The organism is Enterobacter cloacae complex sp. P13B, from assembly GCF_014895915.1.
GTDB lineage: Bacteria > Pseudomonadota > Gammaproteobacteria > Enterobacterales > Enterobacteriaceae > Enterobacter > Enterobacter bugandensis.
In genome coordinates this window covers 181,097-205,980 of record NZ_JADBQN010000031.1, presented here as the reverse complement: position 1 = coordinate 205,980, position 24,884 = coordinate 181,097, and the positions used below count along the sequence as shown (strand labels likewise).

Below are 24,884 nucleotides of genomic sequence, written 5' to 3'. Positions count from 1 at the left end.
AGCTCAATCTGACATCACGCGCAGGAAAACGATGATCCCTAACCACCCTGAAACTGAACAAATACTGCTGGAAAATGTGCTGTTTGCCCTCGGCAACCCGCTCCGGCTATCGATTATTCGCCGGCTCGCCGACGGCAGCGAACTCAGCTGTAACGCGCTGCGCCCGGAAGATGTGGTGAAGTCCACGATGACCCACCACTGGCGCGTGTTGCGCGACAGTGGGGTCATCTGGCAGCGTCCGCAGGGACGAGAAAATATGATTTCACTGCGTCGGGAGGATCTGGATGCCCGTTTTCCCGGGCTGATGGAAATACTGCTAAAGGCCAAAAGCGCTGCCGGAAACTAGCTCCAGCAGCCTTTTGCGTGGCGTTTTAGTGCTGCATGCCCGACTGCTGCGAGAATTCATCGTCGGTTAAGCCAGCCCGAGGGGGCGCGGAGATTTTTTTACGGGCATATCTGTCCGGCACGCCCTCAGGACGCGTCTTGAAGCGACGGTGCAGCCACATATACTGCTCCGGCGCCATCAGCACCGCGCGCTCGATCGCCCGGTTCATCTGGGTTGCGACAGACTCTTTATCCGCACCCTGCAATGACGCGCTGATATCTTCAAGAATAATCAGCTCGTACCCTGTACCGTCCTCTCTGCGGCGCGGCACAAACGGAATAACGGCAGGCTTAGCGCTTTTGACCAGCATATAGCTGCCCGCCGTCGTGGCGGCATCCGGGACGGCGAAGAATGGCGCAAACACGCTGTTGGCTTTGCCATAGTCATGATCCGGCGCGTACCAGAGAATTTCATTCTGCTTCAGGGCACGGATCATGCCTTTTAAATCATGACGATCCAGCATGGTTTTATTCGAACGCAGACGACCGCGCGTTTGTAGCCAGTCCAGGAGCGCATTATTGTTGGGACGATAAACCCCAATACCGGGGTTAAGCATGCCAAATATCCGCGCGCCCAGCTCAAGCGTCAGAAAATGCATGCCAACCAGCACCACGCCCTTTCCCTGCGCCCTGGCCTGCTCCATATGTTCGTAACCGCGCACGGTAAAGCATTTACGCACCCGCCATTCAGGCCAGAACCACGCCATGCCGGTTTCGATAACCCCCATTCCCACGGATTCAAAATTTCGCTGCAGCAAAGATTCACGCGCTTCTGCTTCCATCTGCGGGAAGCACAGTTCCAGATTACGGCGGGCAATCTCGACACGGCGCGGTAGAAGGCGCATGGCCAACCGGCCCAGAGCGTGTCCGAGTCTGAACAACAGCGGGTAAGGCAGCAGCATGATAAGCCACAGGGCGGCGATGCCTGTCCAGCTTAGCCAGTATCGCGGGTGGAAAAAAGCAGGTGAAAACCGGGGTAATTTTGTCATGAGAAAATTATCCTTTAATGTGACTGTCCTTAATTGATTCTGTTGTCGATCTTTCCTAAGGATTGATTAAATGTCGGTCGTGAACGTTAAGTGTAACGGATCAGATAAAACTTAGTTTTATCGTTTTTTGCGAAAAGAAGGCGTAAGCGGCAGGAGAAACCGGGTAAGACGATGACCTCACCCGGCGAAAGATTACATTGAATACCCGGGCTTTTTAATCAACTCGTCCAGCTTCGGCCCGATTTCGGTATCCCAGACCTGTGCTTTCCAGTCTTCCGGGTTTACCTGGTTCAACGCCACCGATACTGAACCGTCTTTGCTGTTGAAATGGCGAATTATCACCTCGGCGATATCTGCCGCCAGCGCGGTTTTTTGCTCGTCGTTAAGATCGCGGGGAAAACATTTGATATCTACGTGTGGCATATGCAGGCTTCCTGTTATGTGTGAGCATTCCACGTTATCAGATAATGTTGTTTGCCTTTAACACCTTGTGCAGTTCCGGCAGCTGACACACGGTATCCGCAATCGCCGTAAGCTTCGGCGTATTTGTCGCAAACCACTCATGGCGAGGCCCCCAGGTGCGCGCCACCGCAATATACACATCCAGCAGCGTCAGCCGTTCACCCAGCGCAAACGGCGCGGCCTTAAGCTGATTTTCAAACCACAGATAGAGCGATTTCCGGTATTCAATGCAGTTTTTCTGCAGCTGTTCCGGCGCATCAGGCACCCAGCGTTCGGGATAATCGGCATAGGTAAAGGTGGGATAGACGTTCGCCACGAACCAGATAAGCAGACGCTGAAACTGCTGACGCTCGGCCTGCCCCACGGGTGGAGCGAGATCGGGACATCTGTCGAGAACCATCAGGGCAATCGCCGCCGTTTCGGTCATGATGGCGCCATTTTCCAGCTCCAGCGTGGGCACCTGGCACAGCGGGTTGAGTTTTTGCAGCAGTTCACGCTGCGGGCCGGGCTGGTCAAACCCGTCAACGTTCACAAATTGATAAGAAATATCAGCCAGGGTCAGCATCACTTCACTGATTGCCGAGCCCCAGCCGGGTACGCCATAGAGTTTCATCATGTTGCCCCCTCAGGAGTGAAAATCCTAAGTGTAGAGCACCATTAGTAGGTTATCCCAGGCGGGTTGACCTCCGATTGCGCCATCGTTTCGCCCTGTTCGCCCCAGCGCGCCAGCACCTTCTGGTACTCTCCGCGCTCAATCGCCCCGTTCAGCGCGGCCTGCAGCGCGTACACCAGCCCATTGCCTTTTTTGGTCGTGGTGGCGACATAAGCTTTTTTCGGACCTAAACCGACCACGCGGGTTTTGCCGGTGAGCGCCGCTTTGTAAGCTGAAACCGACTGAGGGCCAAAGAACACGTCCGCCCTACCGGACTGGATATAGAGATTGCCCGAGGCATCGTCGTGGAGATAGACCGGCAGCGCAGGCGCTCGCCCCGCCTTTTTATTCTCTTCGTTCCAGCCCAGCAGGATGCGCTCCTGATTGGTGCCCGAGCCGACAATCACCTTTTTTCCGGCCAGATCTTCCGCGCTTTTGATTGATTGAATCTCGCTGGTGGACTTCACCGAAAACGCCAACGAATCGACGCGGTAGGTCGCAAAATCAAACTTCTCTTTACGCTGTTCGGTCACCGCAATGTTCACCAGCGCCACGTCGTAGCGCCCGGAAGCGATGCCCAGCGGCCAGTCTTCCCACGCCGTTGGCACCAGCTTTAGCTTCAGCCCCAGGCTGCCCGCCAGCAGGCGGGCGATATCCGGGTCGCTGCCAATCCGCGTGCGGTTATCGCTGGCCAGCAGCGCCAGCGGCGGGGAGTTCAGCATCGAGACGGCGACCGTCAGCGTACCCGGCTCAACGAATTTATAACCGGCGGGGATCTTCGCCACGGCCTGCCGATCCACCGTCACCGGCAGCGGCTGCTCGTTGGCTTTCAGATCGATGCTGGCGTGGCTTGCCGTTGTGAAGACCAGCCCCGCCAGAAGTCCGTATTTCATCTGCGCTCCTTACAGCACTTTTGACAGGAACTGGCGCGTTCGCGCATGCAACGGACGGTTCAATACCGCGTCGCTGCTGCCCTGCTCCACGATTTTCCCGTCGACCATAAACACCACCTGATCCGCCACCTCGCGGGCAAAGCCGATCTCGTGGGTGACCACCACCAGCGTAGTGCCGGACCGGGCCAGTTTTTTGATCACGTCCAGCACCTCTCCCACCAGCTCCGGATCCAGCGCCGAGGTAGGTTCATCAAACAGCATCACGCGGGGGCGTAGCGCCAGCGCGCGGGCAATCGCAATGCGCTGCTGCTGCCCGCCGGAGAGATGGCGAGACCAGGCATCGGCTTTATCCCGCAGCCCGACCACATCCAGCAGGCTGTATGCCCTTTCCACCGCCTCTTTTTTGCTGAGCTTCTTATGCGCGATGGGCGCCTCAATCAGGTTTTCCAGCACCGTGAGGTGAGGAAAGAGATTGAAGTTCTGAAAGACATAGCCCACGTTGACGCGCTGCTTGAGGATCTCTTTCTCCTTCAGCTCATAGAGCTTGTCGCCCTGACGACGGTAGCCAATGTAGTCCCCGTCGATCTGAATAAAGCCTTCGTCGACGCGCTCCAGATGGTTAATGGTGCGCAGCAGCGTCGATTTGCCCGAGCCTGAGGGCCCGAGAATGACCGTCACGGAACCGGGCGGGATCTCAAGCGAAACGTTGTCGAGCGCCTTATGGCGACCAAAAAACTTGCTGACACCGGTAATCGAGATATGTCCTTCAGGAGAGGCTTGCATGGATAGGCTCCTGTGCTGGCGTGGTGGTGACGGAACGGGTGCGACGGGCGGCACGGTTCTGATTAACCGCAGAGCGGCGTTCGCTGCGGGCGAGTGCGCGTTCAACACCGTACTGGATAGCGGACAAGACGGTGGTAATCACCAGATACCAGGCGGCACCGACCATCAGCAACGGGATCACCTCCTGCGTGCGGTTGTAGATCATCTGGATGGTATAGAACAGCTCCGGCATTGCCAGGACATAGACCATCGCCGTCCCCTTGGCGAGGCTGATAATTTCATTGAACCCGGACGGCAGAATAGTGCGCAGCGCCTGAGGCAGGATTATCCGCACCGTACGTCGCCAGGCCGGCAGGCCAAGCGCGGCGGCCGCTTCATACTGGCCGTGATCCACCCCGAGGAAACCCCCGCGAATAATCTCTGCGGTGTAGGCGCTCTGCACCAGCGTCAGCCCCACCACGGCGGTGGAGAACTGCCCGAGCACGTTGATGGTTTCAAAGCTGCCCCAGGTGATGCCGGTGAACGGCACGCCGAGGGAGAGCGTGTCGTAGAGATAGGAAAAGTTGTAGAGAATGATCAGCACCACGATCAGCGGCAGCGAGCGAAACAGCCAGATATAGCCCCACGCCAGGCTGCTCAGCAGCCATGACGAGGAGAGTCTCGCCAGCGCCAGCATGCCGCCCAACACCACGCTCAGCGCGGTACCGATCAGGGTAAGCAGCAGAGTCTGCCCTACGCCTTCGAGAATAACCGGGTCGAAGAACCAGCGGGCAAACACCGCCCACTCCCAGCGCGGGTTGAAAGCGACGGACTGGATCACGACCGCCAGCACAAACAGCGCCACCGCGGCGCCGACGGTCCGCAGCGGATAACGCGCCGGGACCACCTTAATGGTTTCAACGTTGCTCATCGTCGTTCCTCATGCGGTTTTACTGAACGCTTCGCGTACCAGCGTTTTAGTGAAGCGCAGCCGACCGTCAAACGGCGGCTGGCTGTACTCTTCCGGATCCCGGTTCAGATCAAACTGTGGCTGGTAGCCCTGGCTGAGATAGAGCCTGACCGCTTCCGGCTGGCGAAAACCGGTTGTCAGGTAGATCTGGCTGTAACCTGCCAGCACCGCCCTGCGCTCCAGCTCCTGCACTACGCGTCCGGCAAGCCCCTGCTGACGCAGGGTTTTGTCCGTCCAGATGCGCTTGATTTCCGCGGTGCGTTCGTCGAAGGGTTTGTACGCACCGGTGGCGATGATTTTTCCGTCACGCTCCAGAACGATAAACAGCCCCTGCGGCGCTAAATACCACTCGGTGAGTTCCACTTCCGCGTCTTTAGAGAAGTAGTCACCGTAGCGAGCGGCATATTCACCGAACAGCCCCTCGATAATGGGCTGAAGTTCGGCATCTTCCGGTGAAACGTCACGAAATTGTTCACGCATAGCACCTCCTTAATCACCCAGGCCATCAGGATTCACTTCTGACTGCGGAATACGCTCAACGCCTTCCCCCCAGCGGTTCAGCACTTTGTCGTAATCGCCGTTTTTGATGACGCCGTTCAGCGCGGTTTGCACCGGCTCAACCAGCCCGCTGCCTTTCTTCAGCGTCACCGCAATGTGCGCCGCCTTCGGCCAGCCGCCGTCGACGCTGCCGACCAGTTTAGTTTTCCCGTTCAGCGCCGCCTTCCATGCGCCAATCACGTTCGGGCCAAAGTAGGCATCCGCGCGCCCGGACTGGAGCGCCAGCGTTTGCGCCGCATCGTCTTTGGTGTAGATCGGGGTAAACGGTTTCAGCCCCTTCTTCAGGTTTTCAGCATTCCATGCCAGCAGGATGGCCTCCTGATTGGTCCCGGAACCAACGATAATCCGCAGCCCGGCGATGTCCTCAGCCTTCTGAAGCGATTCGATCGGGCTGGTCGATTTCACGTAGAAACCGAGGGAGTCCTTACGGTAGGTGGCGAAATCGAACTTCTCTTTGCGCGCTTTGGTAACGGTAATGTTGCTGATGGCGGCATCGTATTTCCCGGACGCCACGCCCAGCGGCCAGTCTTCCCACGACGTTGGCACCACGTTCAATTCAAGCCCGAGGCTGTCAGCCACCAGACGGGCGACGTCAACTTCACTCCCGAGCAGCGTTTTGTTGTCGTCGGAAAATACCGTCAGCGGCGGTTGATTGAGGCCCGCCACCGCCACGGTAAATTTCCCCGGCACGGCAAAGCGATAGTCTTTCGGCAGCTGCGCCACTGCATCGCTGTTTTTGGCGGTGTTAATCGGCGTTTTATTGGCCTCGATGCTTACGCCGGTGCCGTTAATATTCACATTCTCTGCCCAGACGGCAGGGGTAAAGGCCAGCGCGAGCGCCAGAATAAGCAATGTTTTTTGCATAGCGGAGTTCTCTTTTATTGTTGTGTGAACTGGTTTTTCGGTTGGTCTAAGCCCAGGCTTTCGCGCAGCGTGGTTCCCGGGTAGTCGGTGCGGAACAGGCCGCGGGCCTGTAAAACGGGCACCACCTGGTCAACAAAGCGCGGAAAGGTATCCGGCGTACCGCCCTGGATGATGAAGCCGTCTGCGGCATAGCCTTCAAACCAGGCCTGCAGACCGTCGGCGACCTCCTCCGGCGTGCCGGAAAAGCGCGGGCGCGGCGATGCGGCCTCAAGCGCCACCTGGCGCAGGGTTAAGTTGCGCTCGCGGGCATTTCGCTTAATTTCATCGGTGGTGCTGCGGAAGCTGTTTTTGCCTAAGTCACCGATATCCGGGAACGGCTCGTCGAGCGGATACTGGCTGAAATCGTGATGTTCAAAATAACGCCCGAGGTAATTGAGGGCGTCGTTAATCGACACCAGCGCCGCCGTGGTTTGATACTGGTTTTCCACGTCATCGGCATCTTTACCCACAATCACGCTGACGCCCTGGAAAATATGGAGATCCGACGCGCGGCGACCGTTTGTTTCCAGCTGCTGTTTTACGTCCTGATAAAAGGCTTTAGCCTCGTCAAGGGTCTCGTGGTGGGTGAAAATGGCGTCGGCATGTTTCGCCGCCAGTTTTTTCCCGTCGTCAGAGGCCCCGGCCTGGAAGACAATCGGTCGCCCCTGCGGCGTGCGGCCAATATTCAACGGACCGGCGACCTGGAAGAAATCACCGTGATGGTCGAGCGTATGCAGTTTGGCCGGGTCAAAAAACTGGCCGCTCTCTTTGTTGCGGATAAACGCGTCGCCTTCCCAGGAATCCCACAGCCCTTTCACCACGTCGAGATACTCATCGGCAATCCGGTAGCGCAGCGCATGCTCGGGGTGTTTTTCGCGGGAGAAGTTTTTCGCCGACCCCTCCAGCGGTGAGGTCACCACGTTCCAGCCCGCGCGGCCGTTGCTCAGGTGATCGAGGCTGGCGAACTGGCGCGCCGTCGTAAAGGGCTCGCTGTAGGAGGTGGACAAGGTTCCCACCAGCCCCAGGCGCGAGGTGATGCTGGCCAGAGCGGAAAGCACGGTTAACGGTTCAAAGCGATTCAGAAAATGGGGAATCGATTTCTCGTTGATATAGAGACCATCGGCCACGAAGAGAAAATCGAGCTTCCCTTCTTCGGCCTTTAACGCCGTCGCTTTCACAAAGTCAAAGTTAATACTGGCGTCGGCGATCGCCGCAGGATGGCGCCAGGCGGACATATTCCCGGATGCACCATGCAGAATGGTGCCCAGCCGCAGTTGTCGGGTTGCAGACATCTTTACCTCTCCTGAATTAAACGTGTTGCAGGGCTTTTTCCGCAAGCTGTGCAAAATAGCGGGCAGCGGGCTCAATCAGTGCTTCATCCGGATTAAAGGCCGGGTGATGTAAACCAAACGGGCTGTTGCTGCCAATGCTGACAAACGCGCCGGGAACAGACTGCAAATAGACCGCAAAATCTTCCCCGCCCATATGCAGTTCCGCGTGCCGGGTTTCATAACCGGCCTCACGCGCGACCGAGGTGGCGAAGTCGGCCCAGCGTTCGTCATTCACCAGCGCGGTAGGCCCGGCATACCAGGTGATGTCAATCTGCGCGCTGAAGGCGCTGGCAAACCCGGCAGCAATTTCACCCACGCGGGCTTTCACATTCTGCTGCACTTCCGTGCGATGGGTACGCAGCGTGCCTTCCAGCTCGACGCTTTCCGGCAGCACGTTCCAGGTGTTGCCGCCTGCGATGCGGGTGACGCTCAGCACCACCGAATCCAGCGTGTTGACGTTGCGGCTGGCGACGCTTTGCAGCGCCGTCACCAGCTGGCTCGACAGCACAATGGCGTCGTTGCCTTCGTGTGGGCGGGCCGCATGTGCGCCCTTGCCGGTGATGCGGATCACGAAGCGATCGACGTTGGCATAAAACGGTCCGCCGCGGGTGGCGAACTCACCGACCGGCAGGCCCGGCTCGTTATGCATGCCGAAGATGGCGCTGACGTCACGCAGGGCACCGGCACGCACCATGCTCTTCGCACCGCCAAAGTTCTCTTCGGCAGGTTGAAACAGGATACGCACCCGGCCGTTAAGTGAGGCTTCCCGCTCTTTGAGCTTTAACGCGGCGCCGAGGATCACGCTGGTGTGGATATCGTGTCCGCAGGCGTGCATCACGCCTGCATGCTGCGAGCTAAACGGCACGCCGCTGCGCTCTTCAATTGGCAGGGCATCAATGTCTGCCCGCAGCGCAATCAGCTTGCTACCGGTTCCAATTTCCGCCACCAGCCCGGTCGGCAGATCGTAAGGCTGCGGGGGAATACCGGCATTCGTCAGCCACTGGCGCAGGCGAGCGGTGGTCTCCACTTCCTGGCCGGACAGCTCCGGGTTCCGGTGCAGCTCACGACGCCAGGCAATCAGTTGTTCGCCGAAGCTCATACGGTAACCTCCCTGTTAAGACGCGCCTCGGCCAGCAGACGCAGAGACGCGACGCGCGTTGCCCCCTCCGCGACCGGCGTGTCGATGATAAATTCGTCAATGCCCCACTGTTCGTGCAGCGCGTTAAGCTGTTCCAGTACCGACTCAGCCGTGCCCGCCAACAGCGACTGGGCCCGACGGGCAATACGCACCGGCTCGCTCCCCGCCTGACGGGCAAAGGCGTAGGCCTGCTCCTCACTGGCGACGGTTACGCGCTGGCCGTTTGCCAGCTCAACGCCCCACACTTCGACCTTCTGCGCCAGCGCGTCCGCTTCGGCCTGGGTCGGCGCGACAACCGCCTGCACAGCCACTATCACGTCCCGCGCGCTGTTCTCACGCCAGGTCGATACCACCTCGCGCAGCAGCTCCGGATCGCCGTTCAGGTGTGCGGCAAACACAAAGTGCCAGTTGAGCCTGGCGGCCAGCAGCGCGCTTTCGATGCTCGCGCCCAGCAGGAAACCCTCAGCGGGCAGCGGCGGCAGCGGCGTGGCGCGGACGGCCTCCTCAGCAGAGAGATGCTCAGGACGGATCCAGCGGTCGAGCTGGGCCAGCTGTTCGGCAAAGCTGCCCTTTTCCTGCTGATTCAGGCCCTGCTGAAGCGCGCGGGTTGAGAGCGGCAAACCGCCGGGGGCTTTCCCGACGCCCAGATCCACGCGACCCGGCGCCAGCGCGGCCAGAACGTTAAAGTTTTCAGCGACTTTATAGGGGCTGTAGTGTTGAAGCATGACGCCGCCAGAGCCCACGCGGATGCGCTTTGTTTGCCCGAGGATCCAGGCAATCAGCAGTTCCGGCGAGGGGCTGGCGAGTTGCGGGGTATTGTGGTGTTCGGCAATCCAGAAGCGGTGATAGCCCAGATTTTCCGCCTGTTGCGCCAGCGCTAACGTCCGCGCCAGCGCATCGGCAGCCGTTTCATTTTCAGCGATGGGGCTTTTATCCAGAATGCTGATTCGCCATGACATGTTGCGTTCTCGTTTGACTTAACATGTCGACATTATTAAAGGCGTATTTCACCACTGAGAAACAATTAATTTACATTTGGTTTGCCGGAAATCAGATATATAAAACCCGACTAAGAATAAGATTTTAAGGCGGCAATCAGCGTTTCCGCCTGCCCGCGGCGGGTAATATGGACGAAGCGGATATGCCCATATTGCGGGTTTTGCAGATCGGCTTCATAACGCGTGCGGTTGTTACGCCACGTTTTCATCGTCCAGATGAGAATCGACTCTTTACTGAAGAACGCGCGCCGGAAACTCTCTTTGTTCCCGGTTCCGGGCCAAAGCTCGTGTTTATGCCAGGCCCGTTTGATTGCCCTGTTGACGGCCTGCCAGAGGGTGCGGACAAACCCATAATCCACCCACACGACAACGTCTACATTACGCCATTTAACGGGCCGCGTGCGGTTATAGTTGCCGTCGAGTACCCAGTCTGGCGACGCCTGTAGCACCTGCTCAAGCTTTTCCTGAAACTCATCGTCCGGCGTTCCCTGCCATTCGGGTCGCCAGTAGAGTCTGTCCATCTCGATATAGGGAATAGCCAGTTCGGTCGCAATCTGCTTCGCCAGCGTGCTTTTTCCACTTCCGCTGGTTCCGATCACGTTAATTTTCACCTCAGCCTCCCTGTATTTACGAAAATGAGACCGAATCATAACGTTTTCATTCTGTTAACGAAATGCTTCCTGGTATTACCGCGGCGGTGTTACTCTCCTGTCTGGCAGTCTATTTATTCCCTGAGAAACGTCTGCAGCTGGCCAGTCTGGTGCTGCTGTTTGATCAACCGCGCCTGCAGCAGGCGATTGCCGTTTTTGGCGGTTAGCCGTTCGGGTACTGTTCGTCGGTCACTTTTTCCAGCCACGTTACCGGGCTGCCGTTTACCGCTTCGGCGATGGCGATATGCGTCATCGCCGTTTGCGCACTTGCGCCGTGCCAGTGCTTCACGCCGGGTGGGATCCAGGCGATATCGCCCTGATTCAGGATTTCCGCCTCTTCGCCCCACGCCTGTAACCAGCCGCGCCCCTGCGTCACAATCAGCGTTTGTCCCAGGGGATGCGTATGCCAAGCCGTGCGCGCCCCCGGCTCAAAGGTCACGGTTGCCCCGCCGACGCTGGCAGGTTCGCTCGCCTGAAAGGGCGCGTCAATGCGAACAGCGCCGGTAAACCAGGCCTCCGGGCCTGTTGCTGAAGGTAATGAACCGCTGCGGATAATTTTCATCTTTTGCTCCTTGTTGACTGTTGCGTTAACAGTAGCGCAAAGCATTCTGGAGCATTAGGGTACATAATGAGATAGAACACATGACTGAAATTCATAAATAGAACCGCAATGCTAAAAGATAATTTCAACGACCTGCTCTCCTTTATGGTAGTGGCCCGAGAGCGCAGCTTTACGCGCGCAGCGGCGCAGCTGGGCGTCTCGCAATCGGCACTGAGTCATGCGATGCGCAAGCTTGAAGCGCGATTAGACGTTCGCCTGTTAACCCGCACAACCCGCAGCGTGGTTCCGACACCCGCGGGTGAGCAGCTCTTTTCGCGCCTCAGCCCGCATCTGCAGGAGATCGAACAGGAACTCACGGCGCTTTGCAGCACCCGCGACAAACCCGCAGGCGCTATCCGCATCGTCGCCGGCGAGCACGCGATGGACGCCGTGCTCTGGCCGGCACTGAAGGCTTTTATGCTGCAGTATCCTGAAATCAACGTCGAAGTGACGGTCGACAACGGCCTGACAGATATCGTCGATGGCCGCTTCGACGCGGGGGTACGCCTGGGTGAACAGGTGGCAAAAGATATGATTGCGGTGCGGATAGCGCCGGACATGCGCATGGCGGTCGTCGGCTCCCCGGATTACCTGGCTCGTTTTGGCGTGCCGCTCGTGCCGGAGCAGCTGGGTGAACACCGCTGTATCAATCTCCGCCTGCCCACCCGAGGGGCAGTGTATGACTGGGAGTTTGAGCGCGACGGGCGCGAGCTTCGGGTGCGGGTTGAAGGACAGCTTACACTGAGTAATCTGTCGCAGCGCATCGACGCGGCGGAGAGTGGCCTCGGATTAGCCTACGTGCCCGAGTCCTCGGTCCTGGACGCCCTTCAGTACGGACGGCTCGTCAGGGTCCTTGAGTCCTGGTGCCCCACGTTTGAAGGATATCACCTGTATTATCCAAGCCGTCGACAGCACACAACCGCGTTCAGGTTGCTTCTCGATGCCCTGCGGCAGTAAAAATTTATACCATCTGGTAATAATTAAGGGAATCTGATGATTAAATAAACAACGTCGCGATTGTTTTGACTAAAAACTCATCACGATTCAGCGTGTTGTGATCCCCCTCTGCTCTGACCACACGATTTCCTTCGACGTGCATCACTTTCGGCACGGTTATATTTTGCGTCGCTTATGAATTGCAGGTAGGATGCCTCGCCATGTTTCGCCTTATCCATACGCAGAATGACTGGGAAGGCGGCATGTGTTTGCGCAGAAGCAATCGTTTGTATTGCGCTCTGCCAGGCAGGACTATCACGATAATGGTTCAGACAGGCAAACAGGTAACTCAATGAAAACAAGCAATAAAAGCGCAGCCGATCATCACGCTGCGAAACGTCGCTGGTTGAACTCCCACGAAGAGGGCTACCACAAAGCGATGGGCAACCGTCAGGTTCAAATGATCGCCATCGGCGGCGCTATCGGAACGGGTCTGTTTTTAGGTGCTGGCGCGCGTCTGCAGATGGCAGGCCCGGCTCTCGCCCTGGTCTATCTGGTGTGCGGGATCTTCTCTTTCTTCATTCTTCGCGCGCTGGGTGAACTGGTACTGCATCGCCCTTCCAGCGGAAGCTTTGTCTCTTACGCCCGAGAATTCCTCGGTGAAAAAGCCGCCTACGTGGCAGGCTGGATGTACTTCGTCAACTGGGCGATGACCGGTATCGTCGATATCACCGCCGTTGCGCTTTATATGCACTACTGGGGCGCGTTCGGTGATGTGCCGCAGTGGGTCTTTGCCCTTGGCGCGCTGGCGATCGTCGGTACCATGAACATGATCGGCGTGAAGTGGTTCGCCGAGATGGAGTTCTGGTTTGCGCTGGTCAAAGTGCTCGCCATTGTGATTTTCCTGGTGGTCGGTACCGTCTTCCTCGGCAGCGGCAAGCCGCTGGATGGCAATGCTACCGGCTTCCACCTGATAACCGATAACGGCGGTTTCTTCCCGCACGGTCTGCTGCCTGCGCTGGTTCTGGTGCAGGGCGTGGTCTTTGCCTTTGCCTCTATTGAGCTGGTCGGTACCGCTGCGGGCGAATGTAAAGACCCACAAACGATGGTGCCAAAAGCCATTAACAGCGTGATCTGGCGTATCGGTCTGTTCTACGTCGGCTCCGTGGTGCTGCTGGTTCTGCTGCTGCCGTGGAACGCCTATCAGGCCGGCCAGAGCCCGTTCGTCACCTTCTTCTCGAAGCTCGGCGTGCCTTACGTGGGCAGTATCATGAACATCGTGGTGCTGACGGCGGCGCTCTCCAGCCTGAACTCCGGACTTTACTCTACCGGGCGTATCCTGCGCTCCATGTCGATGGGCGGTTCAGCGCCGAAGTTCATGTCGAAGATGAGCAAGCAGCACGTGCCTTACGCGGGCATTCTGGCCACGCTGGTGGTGTACGTCTTCGGCGTATTCCTGAACTATCTGGTGCCGTCTCAGGTCTTTGAGATCGTTCTGAACGTGGCCGCACTCGGCATTATCGCTTCCTGGGCCTTTATCGTGGTCTGCCAGATGCGTCTGCGTAAAGCCATTAAAGAAGGCAAAGCCGCAGATATCAGCTTCAAGCTGCCGGGCGCGCCGGTGACCTCCTGGCTCACCCTGCTCTTCCTGTTCAGCGTGCTGGTGCTGATGGCGTTCGACTACCCGAACGGCACCTATACCATCGCCACCATCCCGCTGCTGGCCGTGCTGCTGATCGCTGGCTGGTTCGGCGTGCGTAAGCGCGTTCACGAAATTCACAGCACCGCGCCGGTTCATCCAGACGATGAAAAACACGACGCGCCGCTGGTGGAAGAGACCTCGCGTTAAGCATCACACAGGCATTAAAAAGGGAAGGCATATGCCTTCCCTTTTTTTATATTACAGCGCGATACGAATCACATCGTCAGGCTGGGTCGCTTCCTGCTGGCGGGTAGATTTTTGCTTCACCGTCACGTAAAGCGTTTTGCCATCCGCAGAGAGCGCCAGGCTGTTCGGGTAGACCGGCGTATCGAACGTTTTCGTCACTTTGTAGGTCTTCGCGTCAATCACGCTCACCTTGCCGGCCTCACGGTGCGTCACGTAAGCTTCATTGCGAGCCGGGTTAAACAGAACGGCCAGGGATTCAGGCGCGGCGATTTTCTCGATCACGCTGCCGTCTTTCAGGCTAACCGCCAGCACTTCCGGCTGTTTTGAATCGGTCAGGAACGCGCGCTGACCGGCGGTGTCCAGGCTCAGGTTCAGATAGAAGTGCTCTTTTCCGTCGTCCTGCACTTTTTTGCGGCTCAGGATTTTGTTGGTGGCGGTATCAATGGTGACCAATTCACCGTCTGCATTGGTGGTGTACAGGCGTTTCGCCTTTGCATCCAGCGCCAGACCGGTACTGTATGTGCCGGTGTTGGCAATGGTCTCTTTCAGCTTCAGCGTTGCGCCATCCACGACCCAAATCACGCTCTCTTTGCCGACTCCGGTGATGTAAATCGTGTTGCTCGCGTCATCCGCCACCAGCTGGCGCGGCTGCAGCGGCTTGACGGTTTCACTGCGCTGGCGGCTATCAAGCACCAGTCGCCCTTTCACGTCGCCCGTTTTCGCATCAATGGCCGTCACTGCGCCGTTGATCGTATTACCCAGCCACAGGGTTTGCGTCGCGCCGTCGAGGGTGGCGCCAAACGGTTTGAGATCGCTATGAATGGCCTGCGTCACCTCCAGCGTAGCAGGATCGAGGCGATAGATAACGCCACCCTTGTCGAGTTTACGGCTTTGCGACGTCGCAACCCACAGGGCGTTCTCCTGCTGGCTGACCGCCATTTCATAAGCACCTTTACCCACCGCTTTACGCAGCATCTCTTCGGCGGCATGCGCCTGGAAGGTTCCGGCAAACAGTAAAGCGGCAGACAGCAAAGACGTACTCAGGCGTGGCGAGCACAGATGGCGTAAAGACATAACAATTCCTTTTTTGAAAATTGGGGGTACTGCTGACATCGCTTCCGGCTGGCAACGTCATGGCATTGCCGTTTTGATAATGAGAATAGTAATCATTAATAAGTTAAAAGTGGAGTTTTTCTTTTCCCTATTGCCTTTCATTAACGCAATGTGCGGTTATAGTTTTCAAAACATTTACAAAACCTTTAACATGTATGGACATGTTCCATTTGGTTCGTTTATACATCACAACCGGTTTTACTCATGAAAATCATATCTGCCCGTAAGGCATCTCTCCCGCTGCTGCTGGTTCCCGTTGTTTTTGCGCCTCTTAGCGCGATGAGCGCAGAGGAACAGACCATGATCGTCAGCGCCACGCCGCAAACCGTATCAGAGCTTGATACTCCGGCGGCGGTCAGCGTCGTGAATGGCGAGGATATGCGCCACGCCGCGCCGCGCATTAATCTCTCCGAATCGCTTGGCAGCGTTCCGGGACTACAGATTCAGAACCGTCAGAACTATGCTCAGGATCTCCAGCTTTCGATGCGCGGGTTTGGTGCCCGCTCAACGTTTGGCGTGCGCGGCATTCGCATGTACGTCGACGGTATTCCAGCCACCATGCCGGACGGACAGGGCCAGACCTCCAACATCGATCTCTCCAGCATTGACAGCGTTGAGGTGCTGCGCGGTCCCTTCTCCGCCCTGTATGGCAACGCCTCTGGCGGCGTAATTAACATCAATACGCAAACCGGGCAGCAGCCGCCGACCATCGAGGCAAGTAGTTATTACGGCAGTTACGGGACATGGCGCTACGGCATGAAAGCCACCGGCGCAATGGGCGATGGCACCCATGCCGGGGACGTGGATTACACCGTATCCACCACCCGCTTCACCACTAAAGGCTACCGCGACCACAGCGGCGCGCGGAAGAATCTCGCTAATGCCAAACTGGGCGTACGCATTGACGATGCCAGCAAGTTAACGCTGGTTTTTAACAGCGTGGACATGAAAGCAAACGATCCGGGCGGGCTGAGCTATCAGGAGTGGCAGGATAACCCGCGTCAGTCCCCGCGCGGCGATCAGTACAACACGCGCAAGACCATCAAGCAGACTCAGGCGGGGCTGCGCTACGACCGCCAGCTTAGCGCTCAGGACGATCTCAGCGTGATGATGTACGCCGGCGAGCGTGAAATGACCCAGTACCAGTCGATTCCCTACCAGCCGCAGCTGAGGCCTTCTCACTCCGGCGGCGTGATCGATATGCAGCGTCATTATCAGGGGGTTGATACCCGCTGGACGCACCGCGGCGAGCTGCTGGTGCCGGTCACCTTCACCACCGGTCTGAACTATGAAAATATGAGTGAAGATCGTCGCGGGTACGAGAACTTCGTGATGAACAACGGCGTGCCGGATTACGGCGTGAAGGGTGATAAACGCCGGAACGAACGTAACCTGATGTGGAACGTCGACCCTTACCTGCAGACCAGCTGGCAGCTGACGCAGAAACTGTCCGTGGATGCGGGCGTGCGTTATAGCTCGGTCTGGTTTGATTCTAACGACCATTACGTTACGCCGGGCAACGGCGACGACAGCGGTGACGCGAGCTATCACAAGTGGCTCCCGGCGGGCTCCGTGAAGTATGCGGTGACGGACGCGTGGAACCTCTACGCTGCCGCAGGGCGTGGGTTCGAAACGCCAACCATCAACGAGCTTTCGTATCGCGCCGATAACCAGGGCGGCCTGAATATCGGCCTGCAGCCTTCCACGAACAACACGTATGAGGTGGGCAGCAAAACCCGCATTGGCAATGGCCTGCTGACGGCAGCGCTGTTCCGCACCGATACGGATGACGAGATCGTGGTGGATGCCAGCTCTGGTGGCCGCACAAGCTATAAAAATGCCGGAAAGACCCGCCGTCAGGGAGTCGAAGTGTCTCTCGATCAGCAGTTCGCTGAAAACTGGAAGCTGAAAATGGCGTGGACCTACCTGGATGCCACCTACCGGACTAACGTCTGCAGCGACGCAGACTGTAACGGTAACCGTATGCCGGGTATTGCGCGCAATATGGGCTTCGCCTCGTTTGGCTGGCAGCCGGAGGAAGGCTGGTACGCGGGCACGGACGTGCGCTACATGAGCGATATCATGGCCGACGATGAAAACACCGCGAAAGCGCCGTCGTACACGGTGGTCGGGCTGAATACCGGGTATAAATTCAACTACGGCAACTGGGGCATGGACGTCTTTGGCCGCGTAGATAACCTGTTCGACAAAGAGTACGTTGGCTCGGTTATTGTCAACGAATCCAACGGGCGTTATTACGAGCCAGCGGCTGGCCGTAACTACGGTGTGGGTCTGTCGGTGTCTTATCGGTTCGAGTAACAAATAAGTAAAGTTTATTTTATACTGAAAATAACGATCCTGATGGCAAAATGCCATCAGGAGTTATTCACCAGATAAATAAATAGACGCGGTATATAGTCGCTCTGTTAAATTATCTCTCAGTTAAAATATTGTCGCTGTAAAAGCGTATTCGCTTCATCAATCGATTTTTCAATCGCCTTCTGGCTGGCGTCGACATCCCGGCGTTCCAGGGCTGAAAGCAGTTCGTCATAGTGATACGTCGCTTCCTTAATGTCATTAAGCTCCTGGTGCAGATAGTTAATGCAAGGCCCGATGCGCACCCAAAGCTGTTCAATTAAAGCATTTAGCGTGGGCATTTCCGCGTACTGATAAAGCGTAAAGCGGAAAATGCGATTTGCCTGCAATGCCTGCTGAACGTTCCCGTTGCGCATGGCCTCATGAAACGCTTCCGACAATTTGCGCAACGTCTCGATCTTTTGGTCAGACATATTCTGACAGGCTGCGGCAACCGCCATGGGTTCAAGCTGCTTGCGAATAGCGTTGATTTCGTTATAACGGTCCAGCGTCACCTCCGGCACCAGAAATGCCTGTGCCGGCGTGGCATGTAATGCCCCTGCTGACACCAGACGCAGCAGCGCCTCGCGCACTGGGGTAATGCTGGTTCCTAATTTGTCGGCGATCTCTTTCGTAATCAGTCGTGCACCCGGTTTAAGGGAGCCTGTAATTAACGCTCCTTTCAAACTGAGTTCAACTTGCATGGTAAGACTGATCCTTTGGGCTTTTTCTAAGTGATCCAAATCAAGCATGTTCAATTCCTGTAGCTAAAACTTAATGCTATTTTTAAACGCCAGTTTTAATAAAACGACGCTGGTCCGATATATCCTGTATCGTCATGCCTGGTGGTGGGAAGTACGTAAAACAGCAAAAAATGCAAAATGTGTTTTTTTTATCGGTTTCGGGCTCATCCGGGATGATGGCGCGAAAAGCCATGTCCGTTAATTAAAGACAATATATCGTATCTTCACAAATAAATATGGCGGGAAACCCCGCCATAGTGCCTTTTATTTATTGTCACCCGCGACGCGAATCACGACTTTACCGAAGTTTTTTCCTTCCAGCAGGCCAATCAGCGCTTCAGGCGCGTTTTCCAGCCCGTCCGTCACCTGTTCACGATAGTGAATTTTGCCCTCCAGCACCCAGCGCCCCATCTCTTCCTGAAACTCATGAATGCGGTGGCCGTAGTCCTGGGCAATGATAAAGCCCTGCATCCGGATGCGTTTCTTCAGAATGGTCCCCATCAGAAGCGGCAAACGGTCTGGCCCCTCAGGCAGCCCCGTTGCATTGTAGCCGCTCACCAGGCCACACACCGGCACGCGCGCGGAGGTATTCAGCAGCGGCAGCACGGCGTCAAACACTTTCCCGCCGACGTTTTCATAGTAGACATCAATGCCTTTCGGGCAGGCGCGTTTCAGCTGCTCAGCGAAATCCGCCGCGTGGTGATCGAGACACACGTCAAACCCAAGAACCTCAACAGCGTGGCGGCATTTTTCTGCCCCACCGGCTACCCCGACCACGCGGCAGCCTTTGATTTTACCGATCTGCCCGACTGTCGCCCCAACCGGGCCCGTCGCGGCGGCGACCACCAGCGTTTCACCCGCTTTCGGTTGTCCGATATCCAGCAACCCCATATAGGCGGTAAAGCCCGGCATCCCAAGAATGCCCAGCGCCCAGGAGGGATGGGTGGGATTATCGCCCAGCTTGACCAGGCCGCTGCCGTCCGAAAGCGCGTACTCCTGCCAGCCGCTGTAGCTCAGCACCCATTCACCCGCTTTAAAGTCGGGGTGGTTTGACTGCTCAACGCGGCTAACTGTTCCCCCTACCATCACCGCACCAATCTCAACCGGCGGAGAATAGGATGGCGCATCGCTCATGCGGCCCCGCATGTAAGGGTCCAGCGACAGCCATACGGTGCGAAGCAGCAGTTGCCCCGCCTGAGGTGCAGGAACGGGCTGCTCTTCCAGACGAAAATTCTCCGCCACCGGCGCGCCCTGTGGGCGAGAGGCCAGCACCCAGCGGCGGTTTTGCGAAACAGATTGATTCATCGGATTCTCCTTCTGGTACAAATGTCATTACAGCCTGGCTCACGATCGGCATTATCGCCTTAACATTACGAGGCAGACTGGTTAAGCCGGACCACAAGATAGATGCAGGTTTCGTTCGTTTCGTTGATAAAACGGCAGTCGTTTGGCGGCCCCAGCTCCAGACAGTCTCCGGCCTTCATCTCGTGGCGAGTATCGCCCTCCTGAAATACCAGCTCGCCGGACTGCAGCCAGATCAGCTGCCGCGCGAGCGCGTAGGAGGACGCCGGCATCGGGACGTCGCTCCCCGCGGGTAACTCAATCTGAACGAGGTCGATAGGCAGATCGGTACGGGGAGAAACGTGGCGACGAAGGTAGTGGGTTTGCGGATCGCGCCAGACGGGCTGGTTCGCCAGGCGCAGGAGTTTTCCCTCCTGCATCTCGGCTCTGGCAATCAGGGTCGACATGCTGATCCCAAACGCGCCTGACAGGCGGGCAAGCAAGGTTGCCGTCGGGCTGCTGTCGCCGCGCTCTATCTTGTGGATCATGGCGCGAGATACGCCTGCCCGCTCGGCCAGCTCGCTAAGAGACCAGCCGCGTGATTCACGTTCGAGGCGAATTCTGGCGCTAATACGCTGATTCATTGTGTCTGTTATTGTGTTCATAACGTCATACTAAAGCGTATGAACGCCGTTTCAATGGGGCTCATAATCATTCTCACGTAGCGCTCTGACGATACAGTTGTGTAATATCATATCTATAGCGTAATACTATAGTAAACAACATACAGAGGTTTAATCATGATCGTTCGTCACGCCTGTAAAGAAGACTGCGCTGCGATAGGAGAGATCTATAACCATGCGGTGCTGCATACTGCCGCGATCTGGAACGATAAAACCGTTGATACCGATAACCGAATCGCCTGGTTCGAGGCCCGCACGCTCGCGGGTTACCCGGTTCTGGTGGCTGAGGAAAATGGTGTGGTTACCGGGTACGCCTCTTTCGGCGACTGGCGCGCCTTCGACGGCTTTCGTCACACGGTTGAGCATTCGGTATATGTCCATCCGGAGCATCAGGGTAAAGGCATTGGCCGCACGTTAATGAAAGCGCTGATCAACGAGGCCCGCGCCATCGGCAAACACGTGATGGTGGCCGGCATTGAAGCGCAAAATAAGGCCTCGATTCACCTCCACGAAACGCTCGGTTTTGTGACCACGGGGCAGATGCCTCAGGTGGGAACCAAGTTTGGCCGCTGGCTGGACTTAACCTTTATGCAGCTGCAGCTGGACGAGCGCAGCGACCCGGACGCAATCCCATGAATCAGTCGCTGACGCTGGCGTTCCTGGTGGCGGCGGGGATCGGTCTGGTGGTGCAAAACACCTTAATGGTGCGTATCACCCAGTCCTCCTCCACCATTCTTATCGCAATGCTGCTGAACTCCCTGGTCGGCATTGTGCTGTTTGTCAGCATTCTGCTGCTGAAGCAGGGCTTCGCCGGGTTCAGTGAGCTGGCCGCAACGGTGCGCTGGTGGACGCTGATCCCGGGGCTGCTGGGGTCGTTTTTTGTGTTTGCCAGCATCAGCGGCTACCAGAACGTGGGCGCGGCAACGACCATCGCGGTGCTGGTCGCAAGCCAGTTGATTGGCGGGCTGGTCCTTGACGTGCTGAGAAGCCATGGCATTCCCCTGCGCGCGCTGATCGGCCCGGTATGCGGCGCGGTGATGCTGGTCGTCGGGGCCTGGCTGGTAGCGCGACGCCAGTTTTGATTACAGTATGGTGCCGCCCTTGGTCAGCTGTTCCTGGCGCGCGTCCATCTCCTCTTTGTGCAGCTTACCGTGGTGCGAAATCGCGGTACGCAGACGCTGCTGTTGGGCGTAACGGTCTTCACGGCTGAGATCGGCATCATCGCTCAATGCAATCAGCAGTTCGTTCATGTGGGCGATGACACTCTCTTCGATGGCGGCATCCACGCGGGCGGTAACTTCGTTTAAATGTGACATTGTCACTCCTTGTTTTTGCCGGGTGGTGGCTTACGCCTCACCCGGCAATAAATGCTTAGTTCAGCTTCGCTTTAGAGAAATCGCTGCCCATCAGGCTCACGCTGTATCCGGTCACGTTGCTGCGGGTTGCAAAGAACGTTTTGCCGTTTGCCAGCGCGATCCACGGTGCCTGCTGGTAGAAAATCTCCTGCGCCTGGGCGTACAGTTTCGCACGCTCGGCCGGATCGCTGGTCAGCTTCGCTTTTTGCACCAGGGCATCATAACCCTTATCGCACCAGCGCGCGGCGTTTGACCCGGTTTTAATGCTGTTGCAGCCCAGCAGCACATCGGCAAAGTTGTCCGGGTCACCGTTATCGGACATCCAGCCGAACAGCGCGGAGTCGTGCTCGCCTTTGCGCATCCCGGAGAGGTATTCGCCCCACTCATAGGAGACAATTTTGGCCTTCACGCCGACTTTCGCCCAGTCGCTCTGGATCATCTCCGCGATACGACGCGAGTTAGGGTTATACGGACGCTGAACCGGCATTGACCACAGCGTGACCTCTGCGCCCTTCTCCAGCCCGGCCTGCTTCAGCAGCGCTTTTGCTTTATCAGGATCGTAGCTGTAGTCCTGCAGATCTTTATTAAAGCCCAGCATATTTGGCGGGATCGGCGATTTTGCCACCGTACCGGAGCCCATAAAGACCGCATTAACGATAGCCTTCTTGTCGGTCGCGTAGTTCAGGGCCTGACGCACCAGCACGTTATCGAACGGCTTTTTCTCGGTGTTAAACGCCAGATAGCCGACGTTCAGCGCATCGACAGAGTGCAGCGTCAGGTCTTTGTTCTTTTTAATCACGTCAAACTGAACCGGAGACGGCGCAGGAATAATCTGACACTCGTTGGTCTGCAATTTCGCCAGGCGGGTTTCCACGTTTGGCGTGATGGAGAAGATAAGATGTTTGGTCGGCACCTCGCCATCCCAGTAGTTCGGATTAGCGACGTAGCGGATCAGCGAGTCCACCTTGTACTGCTGGAGCACATAGGGCCCGGTACCGATCGGCCAGGTATCTACGTTCTCAGGCGTGCCTTTTTTCAGCATCACATCGGCGTATTCGGCGGAGAGGATCGATGCGAAATCCATTCCCCAGTCGGCCAGGAACGCGGCGTTGGGTTCACTCAGGGTGAACTGAACGTGGTAGTCGTCGACCTTTTTAACGTCCTGAATCAGCTTATCGAGCCCGACATCGTTGAAGTATTCGTAGTTGCCCTGGGACACATTATGGTACGGGTGTTTAGGGTCTTTCTGACGCATCACCGAGAAAATAACGTCATCGGCGTTAAAGTCGCGCGTCGGCTTGAAGTATTTGTTGCTGTTGAACTTCACCCCTTTGCGCAGGGTAAAGGTATAGGTCTTGCCGTCCGGTGAAATCGTCCAGGATTCCGCCAGTGACGGTACCGGGGTATTTTTCACCGGGTCGAAATTGATCAGGCGGTTGTACAGAACCTGAGAGCTGGCCACGAACGACGGGCCGGAGCTGGCGATTTGCGGGTTGAACGACTCTGGCGATGCCTCGGAGCAGTAAATAAGGGTGTCGTTGTTTGCCGCCCATGCGGCACCGGCTGGTAAAAGAGCGCTCAGCGCAAGGGTGAGCAGCGTTTTCCCTGTAGACATAGTTATAACCCTGACAGTTTTATTATATAGGTCAGTAATAACAGCACAGCCCTTATCACCTGGCAAATAACGAAACACTATCAGGTTATTCTAAAGCCGCGTTTTTTGCCGGTTTTGCCGCCAGTGCAAAAAAAGGTGATTTGCCTTAAGTGACGTTATTCGTCAAGCACAACCGTCACGATCTATGCCGCAAGAAATCGGCGCTTTTAGCGTCTCTTCCTCCGTTTGTTTGCTTCCTCGTTTCGTTAAAGTAACGGTGTGAAGAAGTATATGGGATCATATCGTGGCAAAAACTCTTTTACGCAGCGGTAATCTGGATGATTTTCAGGCCGTTGGCGGCGGCGGACAGGCCGTTTTTGAATCAGCGTTACAAATCCGGGAAGCGCTTCGATTGCGCAAACAGCAGGCCATAGTGGACTGTCTGGCTATTCCTCAGGTCAACGACAGCGGCGACCGCGTGGACTGGTATTCCCCCGTTGAGGGAAGCGTCACCAGCTGGAAGGCGGCCAGTGAAGACGACCGCTATCGTGCCCTGCGCTATCTGGAAAACACGCTTGCCAGCGTTGAGTCGTTAAGCAAGAAATGCCTCCAGTCGCCCAAAACCGCGCAGCAGCTTTTCGGCTCGCTGCTGTCGAAAGCGTTTCAGTTTCCCGGCGAGAATTTTGTTTTCCTGGTCGCAGGAAAGCCGATTATTTGCTTCTGGGGTTTTGTAAACCTGAACGAAAATGCGCGCGACGATGTCCTCGACTGCCTGCGTGAAGCGTTGATCCCCGAGCCTGCCCCCGTTGTGATTGAAGAGCCCGAGCCAGAACCCGCGCCCGAACCGTCCATCACCTTTGAAAAAGCAGACGAGCCGCTGATTGCGCCCGTCGCCGCCGTGCGTATTACGCCGGAAGAACTGTATGAGCCGGAGCCCGCGCCGGTTGTTGCGCAACCCGCTCAGGAACCTGCGCCTGTTGCCGTCACGAAAAAACGTCGCGTTCCCCTGTGGACCCTGCCGGTTGCCGCCGTGATTGTGGCAGCCGTTGCCGCGCCGCTGCTGTGGCCAAAACAGGCCCCTTCGGCAGAGCCCGCTCCGGCACCGGCTCCTGAGCCCGTGGCTATTGCACCGCAGCCGATCAAAGCAGTAGAGCCGCTGGCTATGAATCTCCCCCTGCATCAGGCTGAGGTCGTCGCCAGTAAAGAAAAAGAACCCGCTCCTGCACCTGAAGCCGCACCGGTGGTAATTGTTCCGATCCCGAAAGATGCCATGGTGATGGAAGCCAGTCAGGTGAAAGCCGGGTCGACGCGCTTCCTGAACGGTACCTGGCGCGCGGTTCTCGACGTGAAAGATCCGGTCACCGGCAAGCCGCCGTCAATGCGCTATCAAATCCAGAACAATAAAGGTTTCGCCCGCGTCGTGCACGGCGACAACATTGTCTGCCGCGCGGAGATTTTCTCCGGGCTGCAAAGCAATGGCGAACTGATGATTAAAAGTCGCGGCAATGCTCGCTGCACCGACGGTTCCCGCTATCCGATGCCGGAAGTCGCCTGTAAAGCCGGGGCCAGCGATATCGCAGAATGTCGCGCTCGCTATGACGCCAACACCGTCGTCCCACTGACGTTCAAGAAAGCAGGTGCCTGA

At 57.0% G+C, this 24,884-nt stretch carries 25 protein-coding genes and 1 pseudogene; 8 read left to right on the top strand and 18 right to left on the bottom strand.

Going from position 1 to position 24,884, the window contains the following annotated elements:
- The first annotated feature begins 31 nt into the window (after positions 1 to 31).
- Complete coding sequence (locus IM273_RS14640) at positions 32 to 346, top strand: helix-turn-helix transcriptional regulator (RefSeq protein ID WP_041909805.1); 315 nt, start codon at positions 32 to 34, stop codon at positions 344 to 346.
- Between the two features lie 25 nt (positions 347 to 371).
- Here the strand turns inward: IM273_RS14640 and IM273_RS14635 are convergent, their stop codons facing one another.
- From IM273_RS14635 to IM273_RS14580, 11 genes and pseudogenes are all read right to left on the bottom strand, one after another.
- Positions 372 to 1,373: a Kdo(2)-lipid IV(A) acyltransferase gene (locus tag IM273_RS14635; protein ID WP_192986998.1), complete on the bottom strand. Its 1,002-nt coding sequence runs from the start codon at positions 1,371 to 1,373 to the stop codon at positions 372 to 374.
- Between the two features lie 192 nt (positions 1,374 to 1,565).
- Entirely contained in the window at positions 1,566 to 1,796 is a 231-nt protein-coding gene (gene pptA, locus IM273_RS14630; RefSeq protein WP_028013275.1) for a tautomerase PptA, read from the bottom strand.
- Positions 1,797 to 1,833: 37 nt separating this feature from the next.
- Positions 1,834 to 2,451 (bottom strand): glutathione S-transferase family protein, encoded by a 618-nt coding sequence (locus IM273_RS14625; protein WP_193051554.1) that lies wholly within the window; start codon positions 2,449 to 2,451, stop codon positions 1,834 to 1,836.
- 41 nt (positions 2,452 to 2,492) lie between these two features.
- Positions 2,493 to 3,380 carry an ABC transporter substrate-binding protein gene (locus IM273_RS14620; RefSeq protein WP_193051553.1) on the bottom strand — a complete coding sequence of 296 codons (888 nt, stop codon included), beginning with the start codon at positions 3,378 to 3,380 and terminating at the stop codon, positions 2,493 to 2,495.
- Between the two features lie 9 nt (positions 3,381 to 3,389).
- Positions 3,390 to 4,163, bottom strand: a complete 774-nt coding sequence (locus IM273_RS14615; RefSeq protein WP_193051552.1) for an amino acid ABC transporter ATP-binding protein — start codon at positions 4,161 to 4,163, stop codon at positions 3,390 to 3,392.
- Positions 4,147 to 5,073 (bottom strand): amino acid ABC transporter permease, encoded by a 927-nt coding sequence (locus IM273_RS14610; RefSeq protein WP_028013278.1) that lies wholly within the window; start codon positions 5,071 to 5,073, stop codon positions 4,147 to 4,149. Before IM273_RS14610 ends, IM273_RS14615 begins: the two co-directional genes overlap by 17 nt.
- Before the next feature lie 9 nt (positions 5,074 to 5,082).
- A complete protein-coding gene (locus IM273_RS14605; RefSeq protein ID WP_028013279.1) occupies positions 5,083 to 5,592 on the bottom strand; it encodes a GNAT family N-acetyltransferase in 510 nt (169 codons plus the stop codon).
- Positions 5,593 to 5,601: 9 nt separating this feature from the next.
- A pseudogene (locus IM273_RS22485) lies at positions 5,602 to 7,865 on the bottom strand (NtaA/DmoA family FMN-dependent monooxygenase).
- Positions 7,866 to 7,881: 16 nt separating this feature from the next.
- On the bottom strand, positions 7,882 to 9,003 hold the full coding sequence (locus tag IM273_RS14590; RefSeq protein WP_193051549.1) for an amidohydrolase: 1,122 nt from the start codon (positions 9,001 to 9,003) through the stop codon (positions 7,882 to 7,884).
- On the bottom strand, positions 9,000 to 10,001 hold the full coding sequence (locus tag IM273_RS14585) for an MsnO8 family LLM class oxidoreductase (protein WP_126325933.1): 1,002 nt from the start codon (positions 9,999 to 10,001) through the stop codon (positions 9,000 to 9,002). The genes IM273_RS14590 and IM273_RS14585 overlap by 4 nt, the downstream gene beginning before the upstream one ends.
- A gap of 110 nt (positions 10,002 to 10,111) precedes the next feature.
- On the bottom strand, positions 10,112 to 10,651 hold the full coding sequence (locus tag IM273_RS14580) for an AAA family ATPase (RefSeq protein WP_028013284.1): 540 nt from the start codon (positions 10,649 to 10,651) through the stop codon (positions 10,112 to 10,114).
- A gap of 62 nt (positions 10,652 to 10,713) precedes the next feature.
- On the opposite strand from IM273_RS14580, the gene IM273_RS14575 reads away from it, so the two are divergent.
- Positions 10,714 to 10,857: a hypothetical protein gene (locus IM273_RS14575; RefSeq protein ID WP_154818592.1), complete on the top strand. Its 144-nt coding sequence runs from the start codon at positions 10,714 to 10,716 to the stop codon at positions 10,855 to 10,857.
- Here IM273_RS14575 and IM273_RS14570 read toward each other — a convergent pair.
- Complete coding sequence (locus IM273_RS14570) at positions 10,854 to 11,252, bottom strand: cupin domain-containing protein (protein ID WP_045260619.1); 399 nt, start codon at positions 11,250 to 11,252, stop codon at positions 10,854 to 10,856. The two genes, IM273_RS14575 and IM273_RS14570, sit on opposite strands and share 4 nt — an antisense overlap.
- Before the next feature lie 108 nt (positions 11,253 to 11,360).
- On the opposite strand from IM273_RS14570, the gene IM273_RS14565 reads away from it, so the two are divergent.
- Both IM273_RS14565 and ansP read left to right on the top strand, forming a co-directional pair.
- Positions 11,361 to 12,248 carry a LysR family transcriptional regulator gene (locus IM273_RS14565; RefSeq protein ID WP_045260620.1) on the top strand — a complete coding sequence of 296 codons (888 nt, stop codon included), beginning with the start codon at positions 11,361 to 11,363 and terminating at the stop codon, positions 12,246 to 12,248.
- Positions 12,249 to 12,579: 331 nt separating this feature from the next.
- A complete protein-coding gene (ansP, locus tag IM273_RS14560; protein ID WP_028013287.1) occupies positions 12,580 to 14,076 on the top strand; it encodes an L-asparagine permease in 1,497 nt (498 codons plus the stop codon).
- A 51-nt stretch (positions 14,077 to 14,127) separates the two neighbouring features.
- On the opposite strand, the gene IM273_RS14555 is transcribed toward ansP, so the two are convergent.
- A complete protein-coding gene (locus tag IM273_RS14555; RefSeq protein WP_047368641.1) occupies positions 14,128 to 15,189 on the bottom strand; it encodes a YncE family protein in 1,062 nt (353 codons plus the stop codon).
- A gap of 243 nt (positions 15,190 to 15,432) precedes the next feature.
- Between IM273_RS14555 and pqqU the strand changes: the two genes are divergently transcribed.
- On the top strand, positions 15,433 to 17,547 hold the full coding sequence (gene pqqU / locus IM273_RS14550; protein WP_193051548.1) for a TonB-dependent receptor PqqU: 2,115 nt from the start codon (positions 15,433 to 15,435) through the stop codon (positions 17,545 to 17,547).
- Between the two features lie 119 nt (positions 17,548 to 17,666).
- On the opposite strand, the gene IM273_RS14545 is transcribed toward pqqU, so the two are convergent.
- The 3 genes from IM273_RS14545 to IM273_RS14535 form a co-directional block, all read right to left on the bottom strand.
- Positions 17,667 to 18,335 carry a GntR family transcriptional regulator gene (locus IM273_RS14545; protein WP_028013290.1) on the bottom strand — a complete coding sequence of 223 codons (669 nt, stop codon included), beginning with the start codon at positions 18,333 to 18,335 and terminating at the stop codon, positions 17,667 to 17,669.
- A 255-nt stretch (positions 18,336 to 18,590) separates the two neighbouring features.
- Entirely contained in the window at positions 18,591 to 19,631 is a 1,041-nt protein-coding gene (locus IM273_RS14540) for an NADP-dependent oxidoreductase (RefSeq protein ID WP_193051547.1), read from the bottom strand.
- 65 nt (positions 19,632 to 19,696) lie between these two features.
- Positions 19,697 to 20,272 (bottom strand): XRE family transcriptional regulator, encoded by a 576-nt coding sequence (locus tag IM273_RS14535; RefSeq protein ID WP_028013292.1) that lies wholly within the window; start codon positions 20,270 to 20,272, stop codon positions 19,697 to 19,699.
- A gap of 135 nt (positions 20,273 to 20,407) precedes the next feature.
- Between IM273_RS14535 and IM273_RS14530 the strand changes: the two genes are divergently transcribed.
- Together IM273_RS14530 and IM273_RS14525 are read left to right on the top strand one after the other, a co-directional pair.
- On the top strand, positions 20,408 to 20,926 hold the full coding sequence (locus tag IM273_RS14530) for a GNAT family N-acetyltransferase (protein WP_045260624.1): 519 nt from the start codon (positions 20,408 to 20,410) through the stop codon (positions 20,924 to 20,926).
- The gene (locus IM273_RS14525) at positions 20,923 to 21,372 is read left to right on the top strand and encodes a DMT family transporter (protein WP_028013294.1); all 450 of its coding nucleotides are present in this window, start codon (positions 20,923 to 20,925) and stop codon (positions 21,370 to 21,372) included. The genes IM273_RS14530 and IM273_RS14525 overlap by 4 nt, the downstream gene beginning before the upstream one ends.
- On the opposite strand, the gene IM273_RS14520 is transcribed toward IM273_RS14525, so the two are convergent.
- Positions 21,373 to 21,606 carry a YdcY family protein gene (locus IM273_RS14520; protein WP_193051546.1) on the bottom strand — a complete coding sequence of 78 codons (234 nt, stop codon included), beginning with the start codon at positions 21,604 to 21,606 and terminating at the stop codon, positions 21,373 to 21,375.
- Positions 21,607 to 21,661: 55 nt separating this feature from the next.
- Positions 21,662 to 23,260 (bottom strand): ABC transporter substrate-binding protein, encoded by a 1,599-nt coding sequence (locus IM273_RS14515; protein ID WP_193051545.1) that lies wholly within the window; start codon positions 23,258 to 23,260, stop codon positions 21,662 to 21,664.
- 283 nt (positions 23,261 to 23,543) lie between these two features.
- Here IM273_RS14515 and IM273_RS14510 point away from each other — a divergent pair, with 283 nt between their 5' ends.
- On the top strand, positions 23,544 to 24,884 hold the full coding sequence (locus IM273_RS14510) for an SrfA family protein (protein WP_193051544.1): 1,341 nt from the start codon (positions 23,544 to 23,546) through the stop codon (positions 24,882 to 24,884).